Below are 13,479 nucleotides of genomic sequence, written 5' to 3'. Positions count from 1 at the left end.
TCCGCTCAGTTTTTCGCATAGCCCTTGCCCAGCCGGTCCCGACCATCGGTCGGGCTGCCGGTCAGGCGCGGAAACAGATCGTCCCACAGCGCCAGCCGGTCCCAGTCGGGCGTTTCGGCGATGCGGTCCTCGGGTTTCAGGAAGGGATTGGGCAGGAAGATCGTGATCTGCGGCTCGTCATGCCCGTTGAACATGCGGATGCCCCAGGAGATGGGATATCCGTCTCCATCCAGACGCCGGTACAGCTCGACGCGGCCGGGGCTGCGGCGCGCCGCGAGCACCGGATCGCTCGTGCTTTTGGCGGCGAGGCAGAGATGGAAATGCCCCCTGGCGCCCCAATGGATGGTCAGATAACCGCCCGCCGACAGCGAGATGCGTTCGGGCTTGCCCGGACATTTGAGTTCATAGGCGGCGCCGGGGATCAGCGGCCCCCAGGTCAGCTTGTCCCAATGATCGTCGAACAGTTCGGTGTAGAGCGCGAACAGGAATTGCTCGTCGCGCGAGAGCGGCCAGACCTCCTCCGTCCGGCCGTTCACCACGGCGACGCGCTTCTCGATCGGGGCATGGGGTGCGAGCGCGTCCATCAGAAGCGCCCCCGGATGCCGGCATGGATCGATCGGCCGAGCGAATTATAGTTGAGCGCGGTCTCGTAATACCGGTCGAACAGATTCTCGACGCGGCCATAGAGCTCGAAGCTGTCAGTCAGCCGCATCGAAGCGCGCAGGTCGACCAGCGTATAGTCGCGCAGCACCACGCTGTTGGCCTCGTTCTCGAACGCATCGCCCGACCAGCGGAGCGCCGCTCCCAGCGACAGGCCGAAGTCCCAGCGATAGCTCGCCTCCGCATTGGCGCTATGCGCGGGCAATCGCCGGAGCGCCTTGCCGAACAGCGCGCCGGGCGAGCGGTTCTCGGCGTCGATCCAGCTATAATTGGCGGCGAGCGAAAGACCGCCCAGATCCAGTGCGCCGCCCAGTTCCACCCCGCGCGTCTTCGTGCGGCTGACATTGTCGTAATAGCCGAGCCGCCCGACGGTGGCGGAACCCGGCACCAGGCAAAGCCCGGCCGGCGCGCCCGAGCAACTGTAGAAGACGATCAGGTCGCGCGCGTTGCGATCGAAATATGTGGCGGAGAGCGTGAGCGCGCGATCGAACAGGCGCTGCTCAACCCCGACCTCCCAGCCCTTCGACGTTTCGGGGCGCAGCGCGGAATTCCCGTACTGGCTGCCGAGCTGATACAAGGTCGGCGCCTTGAAACCCTCGCCATAGCTTGCGCGGATCAGCGTCCGCTCGTCGAACAGCGACAGCACGGCGCCGCCACCGAACACGGTATTGCCGCCGAACCGATCGTGATCGTCATGGCGCACGCCCGCATTCACCGTCAGCGGAGCGACGATCCGCGCGGAAAGCTGGGCATAGGCGCTGTCGAGCCGGGCATTGGCGCGGATCGGCGCGGGAATGGCCGTGGTCGGGCTGGCGGGTATCGTCGCATAGTTGCGGAAGCGGCTTTCCTCGCGCTCGAGCCCGAAGGTCGCCTGCCAGCCCTCCGCGATCGTTGCGGTGCCCTGATACTCATAGCGTTCGAGCCAGCCATTACTGTCCAGATTGCGCGGCCGCGCGCGGCGCGGATCGAAGCCGTCGCGATCGGTGCGCGTGGCGGAGATCGCGAAGCGATTGACGAGCCGGCCGTCGAACAGCGGCACGACGACGCCGGCATAGCCGAACATCTCCTCGTTCAGGTTGAAGGCGGGCGTATCGCCCGTGGTCGCGTCGATATCGACGCGGCCCGATGCGTAGGAGCCGCGCAGGTCGATCATCGCGCCGCCGCCCAGATCGAGGTTGAAGCGGGCATTGCCGCCGCGATTGCGATAGCCGTCGCGCTCGGTCGCGCCCAGCCGGGGCGAAAGCGCGCTGATGCCGTCGGTGACGAAGCTGAAGCCGGAGACGCGCCAGCGCAAGGGACCGGCGACCCCGCCGATGCCCGCGCGGGCGCTCACCGTCTCGCGCGATCCCGCCTCGACGTCGAAGCTCGCTTCCAGCGCGCGTTCGGGCAGGGCGGTCACGACATTGACGACGCCGCCGATCGCCTGGCTGCCCCACAGGATCGACTGCGGCCCGCGCAATATCTCGATCCGCGCGGTATCGCCGACCATCAGATTGGCGAAATTATAGCCGCCGCCCGTGGACGAGGGATCGTTCAGCTTGACGCCGTCGATGACGACCACGGTCTGATCGCTGTCCGCGCCCCGGATGCGGATGCCCGTCGACGTGCCATAGCCGCCGTTGCGCGTGATCGTGATGCCCGGCGTCCGCACCAGCAGATCGGAGACGATCACCGCCTGCGAGGCGTCGATCGCGGCCTTGTCGATCACGGTCAGCGACGCCGGCACCTGATCGGCGGTGACGGGCAGCCGCGTCGCGGTGACGACGATCGCCTCATCGCCATCATCGGCGGGGGATGGAGCCTCGACCTGGGCATAGGCGGCGGTCGAGAACAGGAGTGGGAGAAACGAAATGGACTTCAGCATTGAGCGGCGTACCCCGGACAAATGGGCCGCGCTCAAGCGGAATCGTGCTGCCGAACGGGCATGCCTCGACCCCCGCGAAAACGCGGTCCGTGCATGTCGTCGCTCGGGTTGACCCCCGTCCGCTCGGCACACCCTGTCCGCGCGAAAGACGACCGCGACGGGCAGGTCTCCTGGCTTGCGGGTCAATGCCGGTTCGGGCCGCCTTCTCAGGATCCTGGGGATCCCAATGGCATATGGCCCGATGGCTCACCGCTCACAGTTGCAGGGGCAGCCGGGGTCTCGAACCCCGTTCCCTTTTCATCCCCGTCCCCGGGGAACCTGTCGCAGGCCCGGCATTAAATCCGATGCTGCGGTGCGTCAACGCTCATCCCGCCTTGAACCAGATGACGAGCGCGAAACGCGCGGCATTCAGGACCGGCAAGGTGCGGTGCGGCGTGAACCGGTCGAGGAACAACACGGTGCCGGCCGGGCAATCGGGCTGGATGCGCGGCAGGCCCGCCAGCGTCTCCGCGGGGATCGCGAAACCGCCGTCGCGCCGGTGCTCGAAGGGCGCGGCGCGTTTGCCCGGCACCACTTCCAGCCCGCCATTGTCCGGGCCGGCATCGCTCAACGGGATCCAGGCGGTGACGCGGACGCGTCCGCAGCTCGTGCCGTCGTCGATCGCCACATCCGAATGCCAGTCATGGCGATGCTCGGGGAAGGCGGCGATGCTGGCGCGCACGCGCATGACCGATCCGTCGATCGGGCGGCCGGCAAGCCGGGCGGCGGTCTCGATCAGCGGGGGGCTGCCCGCGAGCGCGGCGAGGCGCGGCCCGCGATGCGCATCGGTGCAGATGGCGACGCGCAGCAGATTGGCATAGGATTGCTCGACGGCGGCGATGCGATCGAGCCGGTCGGCGAGCGGCGCGCCGGGCAGGCTGCGATCCGCCGGCATATACAGCGCACCGGCCACGCGATCGACCAGTTCGACGATATCGTCCTGTGCCGCGCGAACCATGTCGGGATCGAACAGCTTGACGGCACAGAAGCCCTGCGCGGCGAATTGGTCCTGCATCATGCGGGCTCCGGCGAACGGGCGATGGGCACGATCATCGGCGGGTCGATCATCGCGCTGATGCCGTAGACGCTGCGCAGGCGTTCGGCGGTCAGCACGTCGAGCGGCGCGCCGTCGGCGACGAGCACGCCGCGATCCATCAGCAGCAGGCGATCGCAATAGCGCGCCGCCATGGTGAGATCGTGGAGCACCGTCACCACCAGCGCCCCGGCGCGCGCCTCGCGCTGGAGCAGCGCCATGACGTCGATCTGGTGCCCCGGATCGAGCGAGGCGAGCGGCTCGTCCGCCAGCAGCGCGGGCGCCTCCACCGCCAGCGTCCGCGCCAGCAGCACGCGTGCGCGCTCGCCACCCGACAATTCGGTGGCCACCCGGCCGCGCAGCCCGGCGACGTCGGCGCGTTCGATCGCGCGCTCGACCGCAGCGATATCGGCCGGCGACATGGCGGACATCGGCGCCAGATGCGGCAGCCGGCCGAGCGAGACGAGCCGCTCCACCGTCAGCGGCCAATGAAGAAGCTGGCCCTGCGGCAGATAGGCGAGCTTGCGGGCGATGGCGGCACGGCGCATCGCGGGCACGGCCTCGCCATCGATCGCGACCGCGCCGGATGCCAGCGGGACGAGTCCGAGCATCGCGCGCAGCAATGTCGACTTGCCGGCGCCGTTCGGCCCGATGATGCCGACCAGCGCGCCGGCGTCGAGCCGGGCCGACACGCCGTCCACCACCAGCCGCCGGCCGAGCCGGACACATGCCGCGTCGAGAGAGATGGTCACCATAAGCGGCGCTCCCTCATGAGATAGACAAGGAAGACCGGCACGCCGAGAAAGGCGGTCACCACGCCCAGCTTCAGTTCGGCGTTGGTCGGGATCAGCCGCACGCCGATATCGGCCAGGGTCAGCAGCGCCGCGCCGCCAAGCGCGGAGGGCAGCAGGATCGCGGAGGGGCTGCGGTCGGTGAGCGGGCGGATCAGGTGCGGCACGATCAGCCCGACAAAGCCGATCGATCCGGACACGGCGACCGCGCCGCCAACCCCGACCGCGACGCCCAGCAGCAGGCGCAGGCGCGTCACCCGCAGGTCCGCGCCCAGGGCGCGGGCGCCGTCCTCCCCCAAGGTCAGCGCATCGAGCGCGCGGCCATCCGCCAGCAGCAGCGCCGCGCCGATGACGATGCAGGGCAGCGCCACCCAGACATGGTGGTAGGACCGGTTCTCGATCGATCCCATCAGCCACGCCATGATCTCCATCGCGGCGAAGGGATTGGGCGACAGGTTGAGTGACAGGCTGATCGCGGCCGAGGCGAGCGTCGCGACCGCGATGCCGGCAAGGATCAGGGTCAACGGGCTTTCCGATCGGCCCGCCAGCACGAACAGCAGCGCCAGCGCCCCCAGGCCGGTCAGGATCGCCAGCAGCGGCAGCATGACGGGGTGAAGTTCGGCCAGCCCGAAATAGATCGCGCAGACCGCGCCCAGCGCCGCCGCGTTGGACGCGCCGAGCACCGACGGTTCGGCGAGCGGATTGCGCAGATAGCCCTGCAAGGCGGCGCCGGCGAGCCCGAGCATCGCGCCCACGGCCAGGCCCAGCAGCGTGCGCGGCATGCGCAGGTCGAACAGGATCGCGGTCGCGATCGGATCGCCCCGCCCGGCAAGCGCCGCGAAGATCCGTGCCGGCGCGAGCGATACCGCGCCCAGCATCAGCGACGCCGTCGCGGCGAGCAGGATCAGCGCGATCAGCCCGGCGAGCAGCACCGAACGCGGCGGAACGAGGCGCGATATGGCCGTCACCATGACCGTTCACCCGCGCGCTTGTGCCCTGCGATCATGCTGATAAGGCATGCGGACCTATGCCGCGCCCCGCCTCCAGCATCGCCTCCCGCATCGCCTCCCGCCCTGCGCTTCTGGGCCTTTCCGCCATCATCGTCGCGGCGTCGGCCGCCGCGATGGCATGGGCCATGCCGGACCGCGCGCCCGCGAAACGCCCGCAGCGGATCGTGTCGCTCAATCTGTGCGCGGACCAGTATCTGCTCGAACTCGCCGATCGCGACCAGATCGCCGGCCTCACCCGCAATGCCGCCGATCCCGACATGTCGGCGGCGGCGGCCAGGGCGGCGGGACTGAACATCATGGGCACCTCGGCTGAGGAACTGCTCGTCCTCGATCCCGATCTGATCATCGGCATTCCCGCGAAGCGCGGCGGGATGATGGCGGCGGTTGCGCAGCGCGACTACACCGTGCTCGATCTCAAATCGGCCGCCGGCTATCCCGACATCGTCGCGCAGATCCGCGAGGTCGCGGCGGCGGTCGGCCATGTCGCGCGCGGCGAGGCGCTGATCGCGCGCATGGATCGCGATCTGGCCGCGCTGCCGAAATCCGCGAACGCCGGCGTCGCCGCCTATTACCAGCGGCGCGGCTATATGACGGGCACGGGCACGTTGATCGACGATGTCATGACGCGCACCGGCCTCACCAACCTGGCGGCCCGGCTCGACAAGCCCGCGCTCTCGCAATTGTCGCTGGAGGAGATGGTCGCGGCACGGCCCGATTACCTGATCGTCGAGAGCGCGACCGACCGGGTGACCGATCAGGGCACGGAGATGCTGCATCATCCCGCGCTGAACGACATTCCCCGGCTGAGCATCCCCCAGGCATGGACGGTGTGCGGCAGCCCCGCCTATGTCCGGGCGGCGCGCAGCCTCGCCGATCAGATCGCGGCGCATCGGCAAGTCCCGGCGCAAATCGATTGAACAAGCGCCGCTCATCCTGAGGAGGGGCTGAGCGAAGCCGAAGCCCCGTCTCGAAGGACGGGTGCCGCGGCGGATCCTTCGAGACACCGCTTCGGCTTCGCTCAGCGGCTCCTCAGGATGAGCGGGTCTTTCCAGAACCATCCGCCTTAAAACTCGATTCCGGCCTGGGCCTTCACGCCCTGTTCGCGGAAAGGATGCTTGATCAGCGTCATCTCGGTCACGAGGTCGGCGATTTCGATCAGCGCATCGGGCGCGTTGCGGCCGGTGACGATCACATGCGTCATCTCCGGTTTTTCCCCGAGCGCGGCGATCACCTCGTCAAGCGGCAGATAATCGTAGCGCAGCACGATGTTCAGCTCGTCCGCCACCACCATGGCGTAGGACGGATCGGCGATCATCCGCTTCACTTCCTCCCACGCAGCGCGCGCCACCGCGATATCGCGCGCGCGATCCTGCGTGTCCCAGGTGAAGCCCTCGCCCATCGGCTTGAACTCGATCAAGTCGGGGAAGGCGTCGAACACCTGCTTCTCGCCGGTCGCCATCGCGCCCTTCACAAACTGGACGACGCCCACCTTCCTGCCATGGCCGATCGCGCGCACGACCATGCCGAGCGCGGCTGTGGTCTTGCCCTTGCCCTTGCCGGTATGAACGATCAGCAGCCCCTTCTCGATCGTCTTCGATGCGACGATGCGGTCGTGGGCGGCCTGTTTCTTCCTCATCTTCTCGGCGTGCCGTTCCTCGGTGCGCTCGGCCATCGTCATGCTCCTGCCAGTTCGGCGAGCACCATGCCCGCGCTGTTGGATCTCGGTTTCCACAGGCCGCGCGCCAGCGCCTCGGCCAGGCGCGCGGCGGTCTCGCGCAGCGCAGCCGGATTGGCCTCGGCCATGAAGGCGCGCACCGCCTCGTCCTCGATGAAGGCGGCGTGGACGGCGTCGAAATGATGATCGCGCACCGCATGCGTGGTCGCGGCGAAGGCGAAGAGGTAGTCGACCGAGGCGGCGATCTCGAACGCGCCCTTGTAGCCGTGGCGCATCACGCCCGCGATCCATTTGGGATTGGTCACGCGTGCGCGGACGACGCGGCCGATCTCGTCCTCCAGCGTACGGACGACGGGGCGTTCGGGCCGGCTGTGATCATTGTGATAAGCGCGCGGGCGCTTGCCCGAGAGATGCTCGACGGCCGAGGCGATGCCGCCTTCGAACTGGTAATAATCGTCGCTGTCGAGCAGGTCGTGCTCGCGATTGTCCTGGTTCTGCACGACCGCGTCGGCCTGGGCCAGGCGTTCGGCGAACAGGTCGCGCCCGGCATCGCCCTCGACGCCCCCGCCATAGGCGTAGCTGCCCCAGTCGAGATAGACATCGGCGAGGTCGGCGCGGTCGTGCCAGATCTTCTCGTCGATCATCGCCTGAAGACCCGCGCCATAAGCGCCGGGCTTCGAACCGAACACCCGATAGCCGGCACGCAGCGCCGCGTCTTTTGCCGTGCCGCCGCGATCGACCAGCCGCGCGGTTTCGACGCGATGGCGCGCGGCGGCCGGATTGTCCTCGGCCGGCTCGTCCAGCGCCATCACCGCGCGCGCCGCCGAATCGAGCAGGTCGATCTGTTCGGGAAAGGCGTCGCGGAAGAAGCCCGAGACGCGGAAGGTGACGTCGACGCGCGGCCGCCCGAGTTCGGCGAGCGTCATTATCTCGAACCCGATCACCCGGCCCGACGTCCAGTCCCAGCGCGGACGCACGCCCATCAGCGCCAGCGCCTGCGCGATATCGTCGCCGCCCGTCCGCATATTGGCGGTGCCCCAGGCGGACAGCGCCATCGCGCGGGGATAGTCGCCCTCGCGCTGGAGGTAATCCTTGACCAGCAATTGCGCCGATCGCCAGCCCAGATCCCATGCGGTCGCGGTGGGCACCGAACGTGTATCGACCGAATAGAAATTGCGGCCCGTGGGCAGTACGTCGGGCCGCCCGCGCGTCGGCGCGCCCGACGGGCCGGGCAGGATGAAACGCCCGTCGAGCCCCGCCAGCAGCGCCGTCCGTTCCGCCACGCCGCAGGCGTCGACCCGCACCGCGAGATCGCCGGCGACGCCGCCGATCACCGCCGCCGAGCGCGGGCCGGGCGGCTCCGCCCCCTCGACCAGCATCGCCGCCAGCAGCTCCAGCCGCTCGATCGTGTCGCCCGCCGTCCGCCATGGCGCATCCGACAGCATCGCCAGACGATCCGGGCGCACTCCGGCCCAGGCGTCGCCCATCCGGCAATCGAGCGGATCGAAACCGAGCCCGAAATCCTCGGCCATCGCGCGCAGCAGCGACGCCTGCCCGACGCCGTCATGCCCGCGCGGCGTTCGCGACAATGCGACCAGCAGATCGGTGCGCAGCCGTCCCTCGGGCGAACGCGTGAAGACATGCAGCCCGTCGCGGATCTGCATTTCCTTCAACTCGCACAGATAATTGTCGAGCGCGGCCAGCGCGTCCTCGCCATCGCCGACGGCGCCCGCATCCGCATCGAGCCCCTGGGCACGCGCGAGGTTCAGGATCTCGCCCTTCAGATGCGCGATGCGGCGCGGATCCATCCCCGCCGCCAGATAATATTCGTCGACCAGCGCCTCCAGCGCCTTCAACGGGCCATAGCTTTCGGCGCGCGTCAGCGGCGGCGTCAGATGATCGATGATCGCCGCGCCGATCCGGCGCTTGGCCTGCGTCCCCTCCCCCGGATCGTTGACGATGAAGGGATAAAGCTGCGGCACCGGCCCGGCGCAGACCTCTGGAAAGCAGCTTTCCGAAAGCGCCAGCGCCTTGCCCGGCAGCCATTCGAGATTGCCGTGCTTGCCGACATGGACGACCGCATGCGCGCCGAAATGCCGGTTCAGCCAGATATGGAAGGCGAGATAGGCGTGCGGCGGCACCAGCGCCGGATCGTGATAGCTCGCCTTGGGATCGATATGATAGCCGCGTGCGGGCTGGACCGCGACCGCGATCGCGCCAAACCTGCGGACCGCGAGCCGGAAAGCGCCGTCACGCACGAAGGGATCCGCGTCCGCCGCACCCCAGCGATCGACAACAGCGGCGCGGACATCGGCGGGCATGGCCTGGAAAGCCGCATGATAGTCGGCCAGCGGCAGCGCGACATCCCCGTCGCGATCGGCCGAGCCCGGCGCGTTGGTGACACCCGAAAGCATGGCCGCCATCAGCGCCGCGCCATCGGCGGGCGCATCCGCCACGGCATAGCCCGCTTCCGCCAGCGCTGCGAGGATCGCGGCGGCGCTGGCGGGCGTATCGAGGCCGACGCCATTGCCGACGCGCCCGTCGCGATTGGGATAATTGGCGAGCACCAGCGCGACGCGGCGATCGGCCGGCGCCGTCCGGCGCAGCGCCGCCCAGCCGGCGGCGAGATCGGCGACGAACGCGACGCGGCCGGGCAGGACGCGCGGCACGACGATGCCGCATTCGGTGCGCGGATCGAAACGCTCCGCCGCCTTGAAGGCGATGGCGCGCGTGAACAGCCGTCCGTCGACTTCGGGCAGGGCGACGTTCATCGCCAGGTCGCGGGGGCCAAGCCCGCGCGGGCTTTCCGCCCAACTGCCCTCATCCACCCCCGCGAACACCGCCTGCAGGATGGTGCAGTCCGCCGCTTCGAGTATGCCGGGGATGCGCGCCTCCCCCGGCGACGAGGCGGCGAAGGAGGTGGCGTTGACGATCACGTCGGGCGCGGTTTCGGCGATCAGGCCACGCAGCCAGTCGACCGCGAAGGGTTCGCGCAACGCGCGGACATGGACGGCGACGACATTCAGCCCGCGCTCGCGGAGCGCCGAGACCATCGCGTCGACCGCGTCGAGCGTGCCCGCCACCATCAGCGCGCGATAGAAGACGAACAGCGCCACCGGCCGATCCGGGGCCCAGTCCGCACGAACGTCGGCGAGCGTCGGGCGGTCGCGCCCCGCCACATGGAGCCCCGCATCCGCGACGGGCACGGGATCGTCGGGCGGACCGGCATCGCGCCCGATCAGGCGCGCGGCGAAGCGCAGAAAGGCCGTGGCGTTGGCGACGCCGCCCTGCCGCAGATAATCGCGCAGGCGATCACGGCTTTCCGGCGGCACCGTCGAGGCGCGGTCGAGCGCCGGATCGGCCTCGCGCCCGTCCGCGATCGCCGCGAAGGCGATGCCGCGTTCACGCGCGACGCGGGCGATCTCGTCGATGCCATAGGGCCAATAGGCCTTGCCGCCGAGCAGGATCACGCAGACGAACTTCGCCTTCGCGATCACGCTCTCGACATGGAGATCGACCGAATAGGGATGTTTGAGCAGCAGCAGATTGGCGAGCCGCACGCTCGGCCCCGCATCGGGCAGCGCCTCCGCCGCGCGCGAAAAACAGGCAAGCTCGCTGTCCGCCACCGACAGGATCACGATATCCCCCGGCGACTGGCCAAGGTCGATCGCCTCGTCGCCGCTGGAGATCGTGCCCGGGGTGGCGGACAGCAGGTGCATCAGGCGATGTCCCCGCTCAGTCGGGCGCCCAGTTCGGCCGCGATCCGCTGCTGATCGAGCCCCTTCTGCCCGATGACGACGAGCTGCGAGACGCGCGGTTCATCCGCCCTCCACGCACGATCGAAATGCTGCTGGATGCGCGGGCCGACTCCCTGGATCACCAGCCGCGCCGACCGCCCCGCGACCGCCACGAACCCCTTGATGCGCAATATGTCGTGCTCGGCGATCAGGCGGGACATCGCCGCGACGACTGGCGCCGCGTCCTCGATCTCACCGCCCGTCACCACGAAGCTGTCGAAATCGTCATGGTCGTGATCGGGATCGCTGTCGTGATGCGAGGGGCGCGTATCGAGATCGTCCTCCGCGCCGGCGAGCAGCCCCAGCAGCACGGCGGCATCGACGGCGCCATGATCGGCGCGCACGATCTTCACGCCGGCGCGCGTGTCGGCGGAGAGATCGCCCTCGATCCGCGCCAGCGCGTCGCCATCGACCAGATCGGCCTTGTTGAGGATGACGAGATCGGCGCAGGCGAGCTGATCCTCGAACAACTCCTCCAGCGGGCTGTCGTGATCGAGCGAGGGATCGGCGGCGCGCGCGATCGCCAGCGCCGCCTCGTCGGTGGCGAAGCGCCCGGCGGCGACGGCATCCGCGTCGATCAGCGCGACCACGCCGTCCACCGTCGCGCGCGTGCGGATATCCGGCCATTGGAACGCCTTCACCAGCGGCTTGGGCAGCGCCAGGCCGGAGGTTTCGATGATGATGTGTTCGGGCGGGTTGGGCCGATCGAGCAGCTTGAGCATGGTCGGCAGGAAATCGTCGGCGACGGTGCAGCAGATGCAGCCATTGGCGAGCTCGACGACATCCTCGTCGGGGCAGGCCGCGTCGTTGCAGCCCCTGAGCAATTCGCCGTCGACGCCGACATCGCCGAACTCGTTCACGATCAGCGCGAGCCGCCGCCCCTTCGTGTTCTGGAGAAGATGCCGGATCAGCGTGGTCTTGCCCGCGCCCAGGAAGCCGGTGATGACGGTGGTCGGAATCCTGCTCATGCGCGCGTACCCCCGGTGATGCGGGCGGACGGCGACTGGCGCGGTGGAACGATCGGAATCATGATGTCACTCCCCGGCGCCGTGCAACGACATGGCGGGGCGTGCCGATGCCAAGGCATCGGTCGACGCGCGACGACGGGCGGGCGCCGGAGGCACCCGTAACCGCGCACCGATGCGGCCCCGCCGCATGGTTCGTCGCTCAGACGGAGAGAGACCGTGCCGAGACCATCCCCTGGATCAAGGCAAGAGCGACCGGTGCGCCGGCAGGTCTCCTGGCTCGCGGGTCAAGGCTTGATGCACGCCTTCCCAGGCATGGCGCATCCGCGCCGGCCCAGTGGCTGCGCCCATCCCGATCAGGATGGACGCCTGTGCATCGCGCTCGCCGCTTACAGTTGCAGGGACAGCCCCGGATTCGGACGATCGCTCGTCCTCACCGTGTTCCCGAATTAAGCCCTTTCGGGCACCGGCGCGATCTTTCGAGATGCGGACATCGCCCGCCTCTCGAAAGCGGCCATAGGCGAAATCGCCGCGCGAACCAATCGCTCAATGCGAGCCCGCGATCATGCCACCCGCGTCGTCACGCCCTGCGCCCGCACGGCGCGGATCAGCCCCTGCCGCTCAAGGCTGTGCGCCAGGATGGTCTCGACCAGCCCGGCATGGCTGACGCCGATCGAGCGCGCCGAACGGCTGATCGTCTTGCGCGACCAGAGATTGCAGGAGAGATTCACTTCCATGAAACGCAACCCGCCGGTTGCTGGATCATCGCGGAACTCGAAGCGGCCATAGTCGAAGGGCCAGAGTTCGGGCAGCAGCGCGCGGACATGCGCTTCCAACCGCGCGACCAGGTCCCTGTCCTCCACCGGCTCGAGCGGATCGTCCGCCGTGACGACCAGGTTGCGCTTTTCCTCATAGGAACGGACCTCACCGGGGCGCGCCGTTGGATAATAGCCGAAGCTGGGCAGCAGCCATGGGCCGTCCGCGCCGACAACGGGCACGGCCAGATCGATCAGCGGCGCATAAGGCTCGATGATCACGTCATGGCCCGACGCCAATATGCCTTCGGCGTGCGCGCGCGCCTCCGCCCAGTTATCGATGATCTTCACGCCCCAGCTCGCCGAGGACGCATTGGGCTTCACCACCAGCCGATCCCAGGCGAAATCCGGTTCGCTCACCCCGCCCTGCCCCTGACGGACGATCGCCCAGGGGGTGACGGGCACGCCGCGCCGCTCGGCCACCGATTTCATCAGATGCTTGTCGTCGGACAGGCCGCGCAGGATCGGCGAGGCCCCAAGAAAGGGCAGCCCGAGCCGGCGCAGCAGCAACGGCCCCAGCATCTCGCTGTTCACGAAACCGCCGCGATTGAGCAGGGTCACGACGAAATCGGCGTCGGGCCGCTCGAACAGGTCCTCATACCGGTTGGCCGGCGTCACGTTCAGGCCGATCTCGCGGAGCGTCGTCAGCATCTCGTGATGATAGACGGCATGGGTTCCATCCTCGCGATCGGGCACGCCGCCGGACAGCGCGTGCTTGGCCAGGAACAGGATATTGAGCCGCGCCTTGTCGGCATCGGCGATCGAGAGCTGCTTGGGATGGGGCATGGCTACACCTTTTCAATCTATTTAATAGAGAATAGGTGCGTTGA

10 protein-coding genes and 2 riboswitches are annotated in these 13,479 nt (G+C 68.7%); of the genes, 1 reads left to right on the top strand and 9 read right to left on the bottom strand.

The window, feature by feature from the left end:
- Positions 1 to 5: 5 nt before the first annotated feature.
- From ACODTA_RS08730 to ACODTA_RS08710, 5 genes are all read right to left on the bottom strand, one after another.
- The gene (locus ACODTA_RS08730) at positions 6 to 584 is read right to left on the bottom strand and encodes a DUF7676 family protein (protein ID WP_489065513.1); all 579 of its coding nucleotides are present in this window, start codon (positions 582 to 584) and stop codon (positions 6 to 8) included.
- Complete coding sequence (locus ACODTA_RS08725; protein WP_489065512.1) at positions 584 to 2,524, bottom strand: TonB-dependent receptor plug domain-containing protein; 1,941 nt, start codon at positions 2,522 to 2,524, stop codon at positions 584 to 586. Before ACODTA_RS08725 ends, ACODTA_RS08730 begins: the two co-directional genes overlap by 1 nt.
- A gap of 143 nt (positions 2,525 to 2,667) precedes the next feature.
- A riboswitch (cobalamin riboswitch) is annotated at positions 2,668 to 2,861 on the bottom strand.
- A 27-nt stretch (positions 2,862 to 2,888) separates the two neighbouring features.
- Positions 2,889 to 3,581 (bottom strand): phytanoyl-CoA dioxygenase family protein, encoded by a 693-nt coding sequence (locus ACODTA_RS08720; RefSeq protein WP_489065511.1) that lies wholly within the window; start codon positions 3,579 to 3,581, stop codon positions 2,889 to 2,891.
- The gene (locus tag ACODTA_RS08715) at positions 3,578 to 4,351 is read right to left on the bottom strand and encodes an ABC transporter ATP-binding protein (protein WP_489065510.1); all 774 of its coding nucleotides are present in this window, start codon (positions 4,349 to 4,351) and stop codon (positions 3,578 to 3,580) included. Before ACODTA_RS08715 ends, ACODTA_RS08720 begins: the two co-directional genes overlap by 4 nt.
- Positions 4,345 to 5,358, bottom strand: coding sequence for a FecCD family ABC transporter permease (locus tag ACODTA_RS08710; RefSeq protein WP_489065509.1), 1,014 nt, complete (start codon positions 5,356 to 5,358; stop codon positions 4,345 to 4,347). The genes ACODTA_RS08715 and ACODTA_RS08710 overlap by 7 nt, the downstream gene beginning before the upstream one ends.
- Before the next feature lie 56 nt (positions 5,359 to 5,414).
- On the opposite strand from ACODTA_RS08710, the gene ACODTA_RS08705 reads away from it, so the two are divergent.
- Positions 5,415 to 6,314: an ABC transporter substrate-binding protein gene (locus ACODTA_RS08705; protein WP_489065508.1), complete on the top strand. Its 900-nt coding sequence runs from the start codon at positions 5,415 to 5,417 to the stop codon at positions 6,312 to 6,314.
- Between the two features lie 146 nt (positions 6,315 to 6,460).
- Here ACODTA_RS08705 and cobO read toward each other — a convergent pair whose 3' ends face one another.
- The 4 genes from cobO to ACODTA_RS08685 form a co-directional block, all read right to left on the bottom strand.
- On the bottom strand, positions 6,461 to 7,069 hold the full coding sequence (cobO, locus tag ACODTA_RS08700) for a cob(I)yrinic acid a,c-diamide adenosyltransferase (protein WP_489065507.1): 609 nt from the start codon (positions 7,067 to 7,069) through the stop codon (positions 6,461 to 6,463).
- Positions 7,070 to 7,071: 2 nt separating this feature from the next.
- Positions 7,072 to 10,791, bottom strand: coding sequence for a cobaltochelatase subunit CobN (gene cobN, locus ACODTA_RS08695; protein ID WP_489065506.1), 3,720 nt, complete (start codon positions 10,789 to 10,791; stop codon positions 7,072 to 7,074).
- On the bottom strand, positions 10,791 to 11,837 hold the full coding sequence (gene cobW / locus ACODTA_RS08690; RefSeq protein WP_489065505.1) for a cobalamin biosynthesis protein CobW: 1,047 nt from the start codon (positions 11,835 to 11,837) through the stop codon (positions 10,791 to 10,793). Before cobW ends, cobN begins: the two co-directional genes overlap by 1 nt.
- Positions 11,838 to 12,082: 245 nt before the next feature.
- A riboswitch (cobalamin riboswitch) is annotated at positions 12,083 to 12,320 on the bottom strand.
- Between the two features lie 77 nt (positions 12,321 to 12,397).
- Positions 12,398 to 13,435, bottom strand: a complete 1,038-nt coding sequence (locus ACODTA_RS08685; RefSeq protein ID WP_489065504.1) for a D-alanine--D-alanine ligase family protein — start codon at positions 13,433 to 13,435, stop codon at positions 12,398 to 12,400.
- Between the last annotated feature and the right edge of the window lie 44 nt (positions 13,436 to 13,479).

The sequence above is a fragment of the Sphingomonas sp. FG14 genome, assembly GCF_057809675.1.
This window is presented reverse-complemented; position numbering and strand designations above follow the sequence as displayed.